At 65.4% G+C, this 14,618-nt stretch carries 12 protein-coding genes; 2 read left to right on the forward strand and 10 right to left on the reverse strand.

The genetic code is table 11. The annotated features are described in order from the left end of the window. Window positions 1-112 precede the first annotated feature (112 nt). Window positions 113-1,294: a class C beta-lactamase gene (ampC, locus tag GCT19_RS19210; protein ID WP_152852803.1), complete on the forward strand. Its 1,182-nt coding sequence runs from the start codon at window positions 113-115 to the stop codon at window positions 1,292-1,294. Window positions 1,295-1,353: 59 nt separating this feature from the next. Here the strand turns inward: ampC and GCT19_RS19215 are convergent, their stop codons facing one another. The 7 genes from GCT19_RS19215 to GCT19_RS19245 all read right to left on the reverse strand — a co-directional run bounded on the left by GCT19_RS19215 (window position 1,354) and on the right by GCT19_RS19245 (window position 9,953). After that, entirely contained in the window at window positions 1,354-2,772 is a 1,419-nt protein-coding gene (locus GCT19_RS19215; protein WP_152852804.1) for an MFS transporter, read from the reverse strand. Window positions 2,773-2,936: 164 nt separating this feature from the next. Further along, complete coding sequence (locus GCT19_RS19220; protein ID WP_152852805.1) at window positions 2,937-3,200, reverse strand: hypothetical protein; 264 nt, start codon at window positions 3,198-3,200, stop codon at window positions 2,937-2,939. Between the two features lie 75 nt (window positions 3,201-3,275). After that, the gene (locus GCT19_RS19225) at window positions 3,276-3,932 is read right to left on the reverse strand and encodes a sarcosine oxidase subunit gamma (RefSeq protein ID WP_152852806.1); all 657 of its coding nucleotides are present in this window, start codon (window positions 3,930-3,932) and stop codon (window positions 3,276-3,278) included. Continuing rightward, complete coding sequence (locus GCT19_RS19230; protein ID WP_152852807.1) at window positions 3,922-6,924, reverse strand: sarcosine oxidase subunit alpha family protein; 3,003 nt, start codon at window positions 6,922-6,924, stop codon at window positions 3,922-3,924. The genes GCT19_RS19225 and GCT19_RS19230 overlap by 11 nt, the downstream gene beginning before the upstream one ends. Continuing rightward, the gene (locus tag GCT19_RS19235) at window positions 6,921-7,256 is read right to left on the reverse strand and encodes a sarcosine oxidase subunit delta (protein ID WP_152852808.1); all 336 of its coding nucleotides are present in this window, start codon (window positions 7,254-7,256) and stop codon (window positions 6,921-6,923) included. The genes GCT19_RS19230 and GCT19_RS19235 overlap by 4 nt, the downstream gene beginning before the upstream one ends. A gap of 17 nt (window positions 7,257-7,273) precedes the next feature. Beyond that, window positions 7,274-8,518 (reverse strand): sarcosine oxidase subunit beta family protein, encoded by a 1,245-nt coding sequence (locus GCT19_RS19240; protein ID WP_013091654.1) that lies wholly within the window; start codon window positions 8,516-8,518, stop codon window positions 7,274-7,276. Between the two features lie 40 nt (window positions 8,519-8,558). Beyond that, the gene (locus GCT19_RS19245) at window positions 8,559-9,953 is read right to left on the reverse strand and encodes an L-serine ammonia-lyase (RefSeq protein ID WP_018438000.1); all 1,395 of its coding nucleotides are present in this window, start codon (window positions 9,951-9,953) and stop codon (window positions 8,559-8,561) included. 326 nt (window positions 9,954-10,279) lie between these two features. On the opposite strand from GCT19_RS19245, the gene GCT19_RS19250 reads away from it, so the two are divergent. Then, on the forward strand, window positions 10,280-11,362 hold the full coding sequence (locus GCT19_RS19250; RefSeq protein WP_152852809.1) for a GlxA family transcriptional regulator: 1,083 nt from the start codon (window positions 10,280-10,282) through the stop codon (window positions 11,360-11,362). Between the two features lie 16 nt (window positions 11,363-11,378). On the opposite strand, the gene GCT19_RS19255 is transcribed toward GCT19_RS19250, so the two are convergent. From GCT19_RS19255 to GCT19_RS19265, 3 genes are read right to left on the reverse strand one after another with little or no spacing between them, the layout of a single operon-like run. After that, entirely contained in the window at window positions 11,379-12,374 is a 996-nt protein-coding gene (locus GCT19_RS19255; RefSeq protein ID WP_152852810.1) for a GlxA family transcriptional regulator, read from the reverse strand. 20 nt (window positions 12,375-12,394) lie between these two features. Next, a complete protein-coding gene (gene choW / locus GCT19_RS19260) occupies window positions 12,395-13,297 on the reverse strand; it encodes a choline ABC transporter permease subunit (protein ID WP_018437997.1) in 903 nt (300 codons plus the stop codon). Beyond that, window positions 13,290-14,465 (reverse strand): quaternary amine ABC transporter ATP-binding protein, encoded by a 1,176-nt coding sequence (locus GCT19_RS19265; protein ID WP_152852811.1) that lies wholly within the window; start codon window positions 14,463-14,465, stop codon window positions 13,290-13,292. The genes choW and GCT19_RS19265 overlap by 8 nt, the downstream gene beginning before the upstream one ends. Window positions 14,466-14,618: the final 153 nt, after the last annotated feature.

Raw genomic sequence — 14,618 nt, forward strand, 5'->3', positions numbered from 1 at the left:
ACCCCCGCGCAACATATCCTCGTTTGCCAGCGTTTCGCAAAAGCCCGATAGTGCTGCCTCAGCCGAATCGCCGATCCGCCGACTCACACTCCCCGACCGAGGACCGTTTGCAATGAAGACTCGAGCGCTCAAACTGATAACAACCGCCACGTTCGCGCTGCTCACGCTGTCCGCGATCTCACCCGCCGGTCACGCGGCCGAGCCCGCCGCCGCGCAACTCCAATCCACCGTCGATGCGGCGGTCCGGCCGCTGATGGCGAAGTACCATATCGCCGGCATGGCGGTCGGCGTGATCGACGACGGCAAGCCCTACGTGTACAACTACGGCGTCGCATCGACGCAAACCGGCAAGCCGGTCACACGCGACACGCTGTTCGAACTCGGCTCGGTCAGCAAGACCTTCACGGCGACGCTCGCGTCGTACGCGCAGCTCGACGGCAAGCTGTCGTTGTCGGACGGCACGGAGCGCTATCTGCCGACGCTGCGCGGCCGGCCGTTCGGCAAAGTCAGCCTGCTGAACCTCGGCACGCACACGCCTGGCGGTCTGCCGCTCCAGGTGCCCGACGAAATCCATAACGACACGCAATTGCTGCAGTACTTCCACGACTGGCAGCCCACTCATCCGCCCGGCACGTTCCGCACCTACTCGAATCCCGGCATCGGCACGCTGGGCCTGATCACCGCGAAAAGCATGGGGCAGGACTTCACAGTGCTAATGCAGCAACGCGTGTTTCCGGCGCTCGGCATGAAGAGCACCTACATCGACGTCCCCGCGGCAAAGATGCCGGACTACGCGCAGGGCTATGCCAAAGATGGTGCGCCCGTCCGCCTGACGGGCGGCGTGATTGCCGCCGAAGCGTACGGGGTGAAGTCGACCGCCGCCGATATGCTGCGTTACGTGCAGGCGAACATGAACCTGCTTCCGCTCGACAGCCAGCTCCAGCGTGCGATCACGGACACGCATACCGGCTATTTCCAGGCGGGCGTGTTGACCCAGGATCTGATCTGGGAGCAGTACCCGTATCCAGTCGCGCTGCCGACCTTGCTGGCCGGCAATTCGGCGGAAATGGTCCTCGACGGCAAGCCGGCGACCGAAATCAAACCACCGCTGCAGCCGCAGCAGAATGTCTGGATCAACAAGACCGGTTCGACCAATGGCTTCGGCGCGTATGTCGCCTTCGTGCCGCAAAAGCGCATCGGCATCGTGCTGCTCGCCAACCGCAATTTCCCGAACGAGGCGCGCGTGAGCGCCGCGCATCAGATCCTCACGGCGCTGGATGGCGGCGAGAATTGATGGATTGAGTACGACGGGACGGGGTACGGTCGCGTGCGGCGCGCTCCGTCCCGTGACTTTCATTCCCGCACAGGGGTCAACGCGCTGCGCGCATCGGCTTCGACCGCTTCGGACATGAGTGTTTCCAGCGCCATGCCACGCGTTTCGATCCCGAGTATCCACACCGCCGCCGCGGCGACCACGAAGCACATCGCGCCCAGCGAGAACACACCGCCCTGTCCGAAGACCGGCAGCACGACGCCCACGACATAAGGACCGATGAGCGAGCCGACCCGGCCGACCGCGGACGCGAAGCCCGATCCGGTCGCCCGCGCGCCGGTGCCGTAAAGCTCGGGGGTGTACGTGTACAGCACCGCCCACATCGAGAACATGAAGAACTGCATCGCGAGTCCGGCACAGATCAGCAGCCCCGGCGTCTGCACATGCAGCGCCGTTTGCCCGTAGACGTAGGCCATCACCGCGCTGCCCGCGAGCGACGCGATACAGGTCGGCTTGCGGCCCCAGCGCTCGACGAGCCACGCCGCGCAGATGAAGCCGGGCACGCCGCCCAGGGAAATCAGCACCGTGTACAGCACGGACTTCGTCACCGCGAAGCCAGCCTGCTGCATCAACGCGCCGAGCCACGACGTCAGCCCATAAAAGCCGAGCAATGCGAAGAACCACAGCGTCCAGACCATGATCGTGCGACGCCGGTACGCCAGGCTCCAGATTTCGCGTAACGCGCCAGTGCCCTTCGCCGCCGCGGGTTCCGCCAGCATCACCGGTGCTGGCAACTGGCTCACGTTCGCCGAGCGCATCACCTTGGCCTCGATGCCGGCGAGAATACGATCGGCTTCCTCATGACGGCCACGATGTTCGAGCCAACGCGGCGACTCGGGCACCACACGGCGGACGATCAGCACGAACACCGCCGGAATCGCGAGCAGCGCGAACTCGCTGCGCCAGCCGAAGTTCGGCAGCACGAAATACGACACCACGCCCGACGTGATGAAGCCGAGCGGCCAGAAACCATCCATCAGCGCAATCAGGCGGCCGCGCGATGCGGCGGGCACGAACTCCGACAGCAAGGTCTGCGCGATCGGAAACTCCATCCCCATGCCGACGCCGAGCAGCACGCGATACAGGATCAGCACATCGACGCTCTGCGCGGTCGAACACAGATACGACGCCAGCCCCCACAGCACCATGCTCCATTGAAACACGGGCCGGCGTCCGAAGCGATCCGCCAGCAGACCCGCCACGGCCGCGCCGAGCACCATGCCGAAGAAACTCGCACTGGCGACGAGCCCCGTCGTCGCGGTCGACAGATGGAACTCGTTCTTGATCGAACCGAGCACAAAGGTCATCGTGGCGAGGTCGACCGAATCGAAGAAGAACGCGATCGCGACGATGATGAAGAGGGTTCGGTGATAGCGGGAGAACGGCAAGCGTTCGAGCCGGGCGGCTGCGGTGGCGCGAAGCGGGAAAGCAGTGGACATGTGATCCCCTCGTGGATACGGCGGTTGACGCGGTGACTTCCGCGTGGATGGGGCAAACTGTGTCCTCAGTAGATGCCGACATAAATCGGCCACATAGAAGAAATGCGTCGTCGGGATGGAACAGAGGCGTCGTGACGCGTCCGCCATGCCGCCAGGTTTCGGCGCTACGTGCGCAGCCGCGCATGCGCGGCGCTGGCGATCCGCGCAAGCGCCTCTGCGCTCAGACGGGCCGCGACTTTTTCGACGTACGCGTGATGCCGCGCTTCGAGCGGCGCGCCTAGCTCCCGCGCGAGCAGATAGCGGATCAGCGCAATGCGCCGATGACGCAGCGCGATACTTTGGTCGAGCAGCGCGAGCGCGGCGCCGGCATCGCGCTCATCGCACGCAAGCGCCGTAAGGCGCGCGGTGGCGACACGTGTCGACGTCATGGCGAAAGATGAGGAAGAAGCGAAGAATGCGGCGGGCGGTGCCAGAACATGCACCGCCCGCCGTGTATCAACCACTCAGGACATCAACGGCTCGGCGGCGTCGAGCATGATCCTGACGAAGTAATCCGCGAAGCTGCGGCGCACGACGATGTCGAAACTGTCGGCGCTGGTGGGCAGCAACGTGATCGACGCCTTGAAATAATGGCTCTGCGCGCACTGCCCCACGCCGAATAGTTTCGGATGCAAATCGAGCGGGCAGCCGCGCGCGAGCACATCGCGCGTCCGGGTGCCTTTTATTTCGAGCACCGTATAGCCGCTGCCGACATCGACCGCCGAGGCGAACACGCCTGCGAACGCCGCGCCGAGCAACGCCAGCAACGGCGCCGTGCGCGTCGCATCATGCGCGGCCGCCGAACGGACGAGCCATTCGTCCGGACCGAGCCACATCATGTCGTAGCCATTGCCGCGCGCGACGGTGTTTGCCTGCTCCGGCGGCTTGCAGCCAATCACCTGTTCCACCGCGCGAATGAACGCCGCGTCGCGCGTATCGCCGCGCACGTTCACCAGTTCGAGAAACGGCCGCTCGCCGAGCCGGAACGCGGCAGTCGCGTTGGCCTGATGCTGTTTCAGCAGGCCACCCACACCGGCCAGCGGCGACTCCTGCCACACGCCGTTTTGCCGACCGACCGCACGATCCACGACCGATACCGTTCCGCCTGTTTCATTCCACATGTTGACGTGCTCCTTCGCTGTCGTAGAACACCGGACTCGCGATTTTCGCCGCGATCTGTTTGCCGCTCGAAAGCGGAATCGTGACGGTGGTGCCGATCTTGTCGAGACCACCCTTGACGACCGCCATCGCGATCGAGCGCTGCAAAATCGGGCTGTAATAGCTCGACGTGACGTGCCCGAGCATCGGCGCGGTTTCGCCCTGGAACGGCCCGGCGACGATCTGCGAGCCTTCGGGTATCACGAACGATGCATCTTCCGATAACAGCCCGACCAGTTGCTTGCGCCCCGCCTTCGCGGTGTCCGAGCGGGAGAGCGAGCGCTTGCCGAGAAAGTCCTTCGACTTCGCGACGAGCCCGCCCATGCCGAGGTCGTGCGGCGTCATCGAACCGTCGGTATCCTGGCCGACGATGATGTAGCCCTTCTCCGCGCGCAGCACGTGCATCGTTTCGGTGCCGTACGGCGTGATGTCGAACTCCGCGCCCGCGGCCATCAACGCTTCCCACACCGCGCGTCCGACGTTGGCCGGCACGTTGACTTCATAAGCGAGTTCGCCGGAGAAGCTGATGCGCATCACGCGCGCCGCCGCACCCGCAACGGTGCCTTCGCGATACGTCATGAACGGGAACGCCGCGTTCGCGAAGTCGATGTCGTCGCAGACTTTTTGCAGCACCTTGCGGCTCTGCGGTCCGACCACCGCGAACGTCGCCCAGTGATCGGTGACCGACGCGAGCCGCACGCGCAGGTCGGGCCATTCGGTTTGCAGCCAGCGTTCGAGCCACGTGAGCACGCGCGCCGCGCCGCCGGTGGTGGTCGTCATCATGTAGTGCTGCTCGGCGAGGCGCACGGTCACGCCGTCGTCGAAGATCATGCCGTTTTCGTCGAGCATCAGGCCGTAGCGGCACTTGCCGACTTCGAGCTTGGTCCACGGGTTCGTGTACACCCAGTTCAGCAGCTTCGCGGAGTCCGGGCCCTGAATGTCGATCTTGCCGAGCGTCGACGCATCGAGAATGCCGACGCTGGTGCGCACCGCGAGCGATTCCCGCGCAACCGCCGCGTGCATGTCTTCGCCCTTCTTCGGGTAGAACCACGGACGCTTCCAGTTGCCGACGTCCTCGAACGCCGCGCCATGTTCGACGTGCCATTCATGGATCGCGGTCTTGCGCACCGGGTCGAGCAATTCGCCCAGCTCGCGGCCGGCGAACGTGCCGAACGTGACCGGCGTGTAGTTCGGCCGGAACGTCGTCGTGCCGGTCTCGGGGATGGTCTTGCCGAGCGCCTGCGCGAGAATCGCCATGCCGTTGATGTTGCCGAGCTTGCCCTGGTCGGTGCCGAAGCCCATCGCGGTGTAGCGCTTCACGTGTTCGACCGATTCGAAGCCTTCGCGCGCGGCGAGGAAGATATCGGCGGCCGAGACGTCGTTCTGGAAATCGACGAACTGCTTGGGCCCGCGTGTGGCCAGTTCGCGTCCGCCGACGAGCCACAGCGGCTCCAGCTTCGTTTCGCTCAGTTCGGCAACCTGCACCGGCTTGGGCCGCGCGACGATGTGCCCGGCCGCGCGCGCCGCTTCGACGCCGGCATCGACCGCGAAGCGGATGCCCTGGCCGAGCGTGAAGTCGCCGGCGCAGGCGCCAATGCTGGTTTCCGGCTGGACCGCCTTGCCCGGCACGAAGCAGGCCTTGTCGTCATGCCAGTGGGCCTTGCCGCCCGACTGTGCGAATAGATGCAGCACCGGGCTCCAGCCGCCCGACATCGCGAGCAGGTCGCACGGCAGTTGGCCCTGCTGAGCGGTGATCTGCCCTTTCGCATACGACGCGATCGACACCGACGCGACGCGCAGCTTGCCATGGGCCGCCGTGACGACCGTACCGTTCAGCACCTTGATGCCGTGGCGGCGCGCGAGCGCGGGCAGCGTGCCCTTCGAGTCACCCGCGCGCGGATCGATGATGCTCACCTGCGCGCCGGCCGCTTTCAGATCGAGCGCGCATTGATAGCCGTCGTCGTTATTGGTGAACACGACCGCGTTGCGACCCGGCAGCACCGCATAGCGATGCAGATAGGTCGACACCGCCGAAGCGAGCATCACGCCAGGCAGATCGTTGTTGCCGAACACGATCGGCCGTTCATGCGCGCCGGTCGCCAGAATCACGCGTTTCGCGCGGATCTTCCACAGCAGTTCGCGCGTGCCCTTGCGTTGGGACACAGGCAGATGATCGGTCAGTCGCTGCGTGACCGTGACGAGATTGTGATCCTGGTAGCCGAATGCGGTGCTGCGGCTCAGGATCTTCACGTCGGGCATCTGCCGCAATTCGTCTTCGATCTTCTGAACCCATTGCAGCGCCGGCTTGCCGTCGATCTCCGCGGCACACGACAGCAGCGAGCCGCCGAGTTCGGGCTGATCGTCGACCAGCGTCACGCGCGCGCCCGACAACGCCGCCGCGTGCGCGGCCGCGAGCCCGGTCGGGCCGCCGCCGACCACCAGCACGTCGCAATGCGCGAAGCATTTGTCGTAGCGGTCCGCGTCGCGCTGTTTCGGTGCGGTGCCGAGGCCGGCCGCGTCTCGAATCGCCTCCTCGTACTTCGGCCAGAGTTTGCGCGGCCACATGAAGGTCTTGTAGTAGAAGCCCGCTGGAATGAAGCGCGCAATCTTCTGATTGATCGCCATGCGGTCCTTCTCGATGCTGGGCTTCGCGTTCACGCTGCTCGCGACGAGCCCCTGGTACAGCTCGACCTCGGTGGCCCGCGCGTTCGGCACCGTGTAGGCGCCGGTCTCCAGTTGCACGACCGCGTTCGGCTCCTCGACGCCCGCGGTCACGATGCCGCGCGGCCGATGATATTTCCAGCTGCGCGCGACGAAATGCATGCCGTTGGCGAGCAGTGCGGACGCAAGCGTATCGCCCTGATAGCCCTGGTATTCGACGCCGTTGAACGTGAAGCTCAGCGCGATCGCACGATTGATGCGGCCGCCGGTCGGGAGTCGGTCTTTCTGGCTCATGATGCTTTGCCCTCTTGTGACTTTGCCTGTGCGTTGGCTGCCTGTGGATCGCTACTGTCGAGCGCCAGCAACGGACGCTCGAACGTCTGATAGCCCTGGAACGCATAGCTGACGGTGTCGCGCTGCGCCTTGAACCAGCGGCGGCAGCCCTGGGTGTGGAACCATTGCTCGCGATGCACGCCGCGCGGGTTCTTGCGCATGAACAGGTAGTCGCCCCATTCCTCGTCGGTCAGCGATTCGGTGTCGAGCGGGCGGGCGATGTCCGCCTCGCCGCCGCAGGAGAATTCGGTTTCGGCGCGGGGACCGCACCACGGGCATTCGATCAGCAACATCTGTGTCTCCTCGTCGACTAGTGGGCCACGGCGGCAGCGCCGTGCTCATCGATCAGATGACCGGTATAGAACCGGTCCAGCGAAAACGGCGCGTTCAACGGATGCGGCTCGTCCTTCGCGATCGTGTGCGCGAAGACCCATCCCGAGCCGGGCGTCGCCTTGAAGCCGCCCGTGCCCCAGCCGCAGTTGAAATACAGCCCCTTCACATCGGTCTTGCTGATGATCGGGCACGCGTCCGGCGACACGTCGACGATGCCGCCCCACTGCCGGTTCATCCGCACGCGGGAAAACACCGGGAACATTTCGACGATCGCCTCGAGCGTGCCCTCGATGATGTGAAAGCTGCCGCGCTGCCCAAACCCGGTGTACTGATCGACGCCCGCGCCGATCACCAGATCGCCCTTGTCCGACTGGCTGATGTACGCGTGCACCGCATTCGACATCACGACCGTGTTGACGACCGGCTTGATCGGCTCCGACACCAGCGCCTGCAATGGATGGCTTTCGAGCGGCAGGCGCACGCCGGCCATGTCGGCGAGCGTCGACGTGTTGCCGGCCGTGACCACCGCGACCTTCTTCGCCTTGATGAAGCCCTTCGTCGTATCGACACCCGTCACCTGGCTGCCGTTGCGGCGAATCCCGACCACCTGGCAGTTCTGCACGATATCGACGCCGGCCTGATCCGCGCCGCGCGCGAAGCCCCAGGCCACCGCATCGTGCCGGGCCACGCCGCCGCGCCGTTGAATCGACGCGCCGAGCACCGGGTAGCGGCTATTCAGATTGATGGTCGGCTCGAGTTCCTTGATCTGCGCGGGCGTCAGAAATTCGGCGTCGACGCCGTTCAGCCGGTTCGCGTTGACGCGGCGTTCGGTGTCGCGCACGTCCTGCAGCGTATGCGCGAGATTCATCACGCCGCGCTGGCTGAACATCACGTTGTAGTTAAGATCCTGCGAGAGCCCTTCCCACAGCTTCATCGCCTTCTCGTAGAGCCCGGCGGATTCGTCCCACAGATAGTTCGAGCGCACGATCGTCGTATTGCGCGCGGTATTGCCGCCGCCGATCCAGCCCTTCTCGAGCACCGCGACGTTGCGCACGCCGTGTTCCTTCGCGAGGTAGTACGCGGTCGCGAGACCATGCCCGCCGCCGCCGACGATCACGACGTCGTACTCACGTTTGGGCTCGGGGCTGCGCCATTGCCGCTCCCAGTTCTCGTGATACGACATCCCGTTGCGCAGCAGGCTGAATATCGAATAGCGGCTCATCGTGGGTCCTTTGCGGTTTTGCAGATACGGTGTAGCGGGTTCAACACTCGATGACGTTCACGGCTAGCCCGCCGCGCGACGTCTCCTTGTATTTCGTCTTCATGTCGGCGCCGGTTTCGCGCATCGTGCGGATCACGCTGTCGAGCGATACCACGTGCTTGCCGTCGCCCTTCATCGCGATGCGCGCGGCGTTGATCGCCTTGATCGCGCCCATCGCGTTGCGCTCGATGCACGGAATCTGCACGAGCCCGCCGACCGGGTCGCAGGTCATGCCGAGGTTGTGTTCCATGCCGATTTCCGCGGCGTTCTCGACCTGCGCGGGCGTGCCGCCCATCACGGCCGCGAGCGCCGCGGCGGCCATCGAGCAGGCCACCCCCACTTCGCCCTGGCAGCCCACTTCGGCGCCGGAGATCGACGCGGTTTCCTTGTAGATGATGCCGATTGCCGCGGCGGTCAGCAGGAAGTCGACGATGCCGGCGTCGTTCGCCGCATGCATGAACTTCACGTAGTAGTGCAGCACCGCCGGAATCACGCCGGCCGCGCCGTTGGTCGGCGCGGTGACGACCCGGCCGCCGGCGGCGTTTTCCTCGTTGACGGCCATCGCGTACAGGTTGACCCAGTCGAGCATCGACAGCGGGTCGCGCAGCGATTCCTCCGAGCGTGCGCGCAAGCGCTCGCACAGCTCGGCCGCGCGGCGCTTCACGTGCATCGGGCCGGGCAGTTCGCCGCGCACCTTGCAGCCGCGCTCGACACACGCGGCCATCGTGCGCCAGATCGCCAGCAGACCCTCGCGCACTTCGTGTTCGGGCCGGCTCGCACATTCGTTGCGCAACGTCACTTCGGCGATCGACAGGCCGCTTTCGCGGCACACGCGCATCAGATCGTCGCCGGTGCGGAACGGATACGGCACCTCCGCGCTGGCGCGCCGGCCATTCACGCGATCGCCGTCGCGATTGACGACGAAGCCGCCGCCGATCGAGAAATACTCTTTCTCGACCAGCAACTGGCCGTTCTCGTCGAAGGCCTGAAAGCGCATGCCGTTCGGATGCACGACGCCCGAGCCCGGTGCGCCCGGCATCAGCTTGCGGTAAAAGCCGACATGTTCGCGCTCGTCGAACGCGACTGGATGCTTGCCGAGCAGCACGAGCTGCCTGGTCTCGCGGATCGCCCGCAGTCTCGGCTCGATCAGGTCGGGATCGATCTGGTCGGGCAGATTGCCTTCGAGGCCGAGCAGCACCGCCTTATCGGTGCCGTGGCCCTTGCCGGTCGCGCCGAGCGAGCCGAACAGCTCGGCTCTGACGCGCCGCACGAAGCCGAGCAGATTCGCGTCCTCGACATGCGATGCGAAGCGGCATGCGGCGATCATCGGCCCAACCGTGTGTGAGCTCGATGGACCGATGCCGATCTTGAACAGATCGAAGACGCTGACGTTCATGGCGTGCCTTGTGCGTTGAGTCTTGCGAGTTGCGATGGCCGGAAGCGCTTCGACTCGACTGATACGCCCGGATGGAAAGTGCGTCTATTGCACCGCACGGCGGCTCCGATCGATAGAATAAAAACGGCATCGCAATGGGATGGCGTCGTCAAATGACCCGCCAGGCGGGCCTCACGGCGGATTTGCGATGACTTGCGACGCATTCGCGACAGGCGGCCCGATTGCGGCAGGCAATGCTGAAGGTCCGTGGTGCTATGCTTGCCTATACCCTTTTCGGTCAACGTTCTTCCCTCTTTCGCAGTTCTTTTCACCGACCCGCCGCGCGCATGAATTCCGCTGAAACGCTTGCCCCTTCCTCACTCGACACAGCCACGAAGCAGCGCATCCGCTTCGGCATCATCCTGCTGCCGAACTTCACGCTGACCGCGTTCTCGGGTTTCGTCGACCTGCTGCGCCTGTCCGCCGATGAAGGCGACTTCAGCAAGCCGGTGCGCTGTTCGTGGAGCGTGATCGGGGAAACCCTTGCTCCGGTGCGCGCGAGTTGCGGCATCCAGATCACGCCGTGGGAAACCTTCGAGACCGCCGAAAAGTTCGACTATGTGGTGGTGGTCGGCGGACTGCTGCACTCGGGGCCGGCCGCGAGCGAGGCGACGCTCGCGTTCATCCGCCGCGCCGCCGCGCGCGACGCGACGCTGGTCGGCATGTGCACGGGCGTGTTCTCGCTGATGCGCGCGGGCGTGCTCGACGGCCATCGGATCTGCGTGAGCTGGTTTCACTACTGGGATTTCATCGAGCGCTTTCCGTCGGTCGACGAACAGATGCTGGTCGCCGACCGGCTGTTCGTGATCGACCGGCGGCGCATCACGTGTTCGGGCGGGCGCGCGTCGATCGACGTCGCCGCCGCGATCCTGCTGCGTCACTTCGAAACCGCCACGGTGCAGAAGGCGCTGCGCATCCTGCTCGTCGATGACCTGCAAAAGGGCAACGCACCGCAGCCGCATCCGCCCGGTCTCGCGCCGGCGTCGCATCCGAAGGTCAAGCGCGCGATCCTGCTGATGGAGCAGCACGTTGGCCGCGCGCTGTCGCTCGACGAACTGGCGGGCAAGCTCGATCTGTCGCCGCGTCAATTGGAACGGCTCTTCAAGGCGCAAACCGGCAAGGCACCGCAGGCCTACGCGAAGCAGGTGCGCCTGCGCACCGCCGCGTGGCTGCTGACGAGTTCGGACAAGACCGTCGCGGATATCGCGTCGAGCTGCGGCTTTTCGGACGCGTCGCACCTGGGACGGGAATTTCGCAAACAGTTCGGCGTGCCGCCGATGATGTATCGCGAGCAACGCGGCACGCCGGAACAAGCCGACGACGGCTCGTGCTACGACGAAACGTTTCCGGGCCGCGCGCAGGCGATCTGATTTGACACGGCGTGCGCTACTCCGGCATGCGCCGCTCGACGCTCGGCGCATGCCCGAACTGTGCGCGATACGCCTTGCTGAAATGACATGGCGAATGAAAACCGCACACCGTGGTCACGCGTGCGATCGATGCATCGGTATTGCGCAGCAGTTCGCGCGCGCGGCGCAGCCGCAGGCTCAGGTAGTAGTGCGTCGGCGATACGTTCAGGAACAGCTTGAACATCCGCTGCAAATGGCGCTGCGACAGGTTCACGAGCCGCGCGAGTTCATCGAGCGATAGCGGCTCCTCGATGTTCGCTTCCATCAGCCGCACCACTTCGATCAGTTCGGCGCGCGACAGGCCGACCCGCGCGTCGACCGGAATGTGCTGGTAATCGGTGGAGCCGCGAATCCGCTCGACGATGAACTGCTCGGACACCTGCGCGGCCACCGCGGGCCCGAGCCGCATGCCGACCAGATGCAGCATCAGATCGAGCGGCGCGGTGCCGCCGGTACAGGTCAGCCGGTCGCGGTCGATCACGAACAGCTCGTCGTCGAAATGCACGTGCGGATAGCGCTGGTGCAGCGGCGACATGTCCTCCCAATGCACGGTCGCGCGATAGCCGTCGAGCAGCCCTGCCGCGAGCAGCGCATACGGGCCCGTGCAGATGCCGCCGAGCGGCACGCGGTGCGCGGCCGCCTCGCGCAGCAGGGCGATCACCGCGTCGTTCACATACTCGCGCACGTGCCAGCCCGCGCACACGAACAGCAGGTCCGGCATGCCGGCCTCCGCGAGCGTGGTGGTCGGCTTCACCGTGATGCCGTTGCTCGCGCGCGCCGGCTCGCCATCCGGTGTGACCACCGACCACCGGTAGTGCTGCGCGCGGCCCACGTAGTTCGCCATGCGCAGCACCTCGACCGCGCTGGTGAACGCGATCATCGAGAAGTTCGGCAGCGTCAGGAAGCCGACGTGCGCGACGGCGGACAGCCGTGCATCGGCTTCTTCGGCGGTGGCGATTGCGTCGCGCTTCATGGACGTATCGGATCAGGCCATCAACCGTGTTGCGCCGCCGGCTCGCGGCGCACTTTCATCGCCTGGCGCAATCCGGCGAACAACGGTGCGCGTGCCTTGCCCGGCGCCCGGCCGAAGCTCTCGGTGATGCGGTCCAGAATGATCGCCAGCATCACGACCGACATGCCGCTTTCGAAGCCGAGCCCGATATCGAGCCGCTGGATGCTCGCGAGCACGTCGTTGCCGAGGCCGCCAGCGCCGACCATCGACGCGATGATCACCATCGACAGCGCCATCATGATGGTCTGGTTCACGCCGGTCATGATCGATGGCAGCGCGTTCGGAAACTGCACCTTGTACAGCAACTGCCACGGCGTGCAGCCGAACGCCTGCCCCGCTTCGACGATTTCGTGATTCACGTGCTTGATGCCGAGCGCGGTCAGACGCACCGCGGGCGGCATCGCGAAGATCACCGTCGACAGGATGCCGGGCACGCGGCCGAGGCCGAACAGCATCGCGGCCGGAATCAGGTAGACGAACGCGGGCATCGTCTGCATCAGATCGAGCACGGGGCGCACGATCATTTCGACGGTGCGGCTCTTCGCCATCCAGATGCCGAGCGGCACACCGAGCACGAGACTGATCACCGTCGACGACAGCGTGAGGCCGAGCGTGATCACCATCTGATCCCAGAAGCCGGTGCCGTAGATCAATAGCAGCGCCGCCAGCGTGAACAACGCGAAGCGCCAGCCGACGCGCCACAAGCCGATGCCGACGAAGAACGCCATCAGCGCCCACATCGGCACGGCCTGCAGGCTGTGCTCGACCGCCGCGGCGAAACTCTCGATGACCTTGCCGATCGTGTCGAAGGTCTTCGCATCATGATCGAGCAGGTAGTGAACGCCGTGATCGACCCAGGCGCCAAGCGGAATGATTTCAGACATGGGAACCTCGATGATGCGTGAGAACGCTCAGCACGTTCGTCTTGTTGACCGAGCCACAGTAGGAGCCGTCCGCTTCGACGACCGGCAGCGGCGCACGGCTCGCCACCACGCGCTCGACCACGTCGTTGAGCGGCGCGCTGCGATGGATGCATTCGATCTGGTTGAGCCGGGGCGACGCGCTGCCCGTCTCGTCGCGGCACACGAACCCGCGTATCCTGCGCTCGCTGTCGAGCACGAACGCGTAGTCGGCGCTGCCGTTCAGCGTGGCGGCGACGCTCGACGCGTCGATCTGCGGCGCGTGCATCAGCGGCACGTCGTCGGTTTGCATCAGATCGCCGGCCGTCAGATAGCGGCTCGTGTCGATGCCTTCGAAGAACGCGCGCACGTAGTCGTCGGCCGGATTCTTGATGATTTCCTGCGGCGTGCCGATCTGCACGACGCGCCCGCCTTCCATGATCGCGATGCGCGTGCCGATGCGCATCGCCTCCTCCAGATCGTGCGATACGAACAGGATCGTGCGCTGCTGCTCGCGCTGCAGATCGAGCAGCACGTTCTGCATTTCCTTGCGTTTGAGCGGATCGAGCGCGGAGAACGCCTCGTCCATGATCATCAGCGACGGGTTGACCGTGAGCGCCCGCGCGAGCCCGACGCGCTGCTGCATGCCGCCCGACAGCTCGGCGGGCAGCTTCTGCGCGAACGGCGCGAGGCCGACCTGTTCGAGCACCGTCAGCGCCCGCGACTCGCGCTCCTTGCGGCCGACGCCCGCGACCTCGAGGCCGAACGCCGCGTTGGACAGCACGGTGCGCTGCGGCATCAGCGCGAAGGACTGGAACACCATGCTCATGTCCTTGCGGCGAAGCGCCGTCAGCTCGGCGCGCGGCACGCTCGCGACATCGCGGCCGTCGATCAGCACCTTGCCGGCGCTGGGCTCGACGAGCCGATTGATCAGGCGAATCAGCGTCGACTTGCCGGAGCCGGACAGGCCCATCAGCACGAAGATCTCGCCCTCGCGAACCTCGAACGACGCGTTGTGCACGCCGACGATCTGACCGGTGCGGGCAAACACCTCCTCTTTGGTGGCGCCGCTGGCCAGCATTGCGAGCGCCTGTTTAGGGTTGGTGCCGAACACCTTGCACAGCCCTTCGACCACGACCTTGGGGGAATTCATCGAATGCTCTCCTCGCTTGCGGACGTCGCCCGCGCTGTGCCTACATAGTTGCTAGAAAAAAGTGCGGCTAGCCGACTAATTCCGACAAGCACATGAGGAAATGCGACACCCGGCCGCGCCGCGAGCGCTCGACGCGGCGGCGAAAGCCTTGTG

Source organism: Paraburkholderia atlantica (assembly GCF_009362785.1).
In the GTDB taxonomy this organism is placed as follows: Bacteria; Pseudomonadota; Gammaproteobacteria; order Burkholderiales; family Burkholderiaceae; genus Paraburkholderia; species Paraburkholderia atlantica.

What these genes read in the sequence shown, in the direction of transcription:
- GCT19_RS19240 (WP_013091654.1), bottom strand. Translation starts at nt 8,518, where the DNA reads ATGAGCCGCTATTCGATATTCAGCCTGCTGCGCAACGGGATGTCGTAT.
- GCT19_RS19215 (WP_152852804.1), bottom strand. Translation starts at nt 2,772, where the DNA reads ATGTCCACTGCTTTCCCGCTTCGCGCCACCGCAGCCGCCCGGCTCGAA.
- GCT19_RS19235 (WP_152852808.1), bottom strand. Translation starts at nt 7,256, where the DNA reads ATGTTGCTGATCGAATGCCCGTGGTGCGGTCCCCGCGCCGAAACCGAA.
- GCT19_RS19245 (WP_018438000.1), bottom strand. Translation starts at nt 9,953, where the DNA reads ATGAACGTCAGCGTCTTCGATCTGTTCAAGATCGGCATCGGTCCATCG.
- choW (WP_018437997.1), bottom strand. Translation starts at nt 13,297, where the DNA reads ATGTCTGAAATCATTCCGCTTGGCGCCTGGGTCGATCACGGCGTTCAC.
- GCT19_RS19230 (WP_152852807.1), bottom strand. Translation starts at nt 6,924, where the DNA reads ATGAGCCAGAAAGACCGACTCCCGACCGGCGGCCGCATCAATCGTGCG.
- GCT19_RS19250 (WP_152852809.1), top strand. Translation starts at nt 10,280, where the DNA reads ATGAATTCCGCTGAAACGCTTGCCCCTTCCTCACTCGACACAGCCACG.
- GCT19_RS19220 (WP_152852805.1), bottom strand. Translation starts at nt 3,200, where the DNA reads ATGACGTCGACACGTGTCGCCACCGCGCGCCTTACGGCGCTTGCGTGC.
- ampC (WP_152852803.1), top strand. Translation starts at nt 113, where the DNA reads ATGAAGACTCGAGCGCTCAAACTGATAACAACCGCCACGTTCGCGCTG.
- GCT19_RS19255 (WP_152852810.1), bottom strand. Translation starts at nt 12,374, where the DNA reads ATGAAGCGCGACGCAATCGCCACCGCCGAAGAAGCCGATGCACGGCTG.
- GCT19_RS19265 (WP_152852811.1), bottom strand. Translation starts at nt 14,465, where the DNA reads ATGAATTCCCCCAAGGTCGTGGTCGAAGGGCTGTGCAAGGTGTTCGGC.
- GCT19_RS19225 (WP_152852806.1), bottom strand. Translation starts at nt 3,932, where the DNA reads ATGTGGAATGAAACAGGCGGAACGGTATCGGTCGTGGATCGTGCGGTC.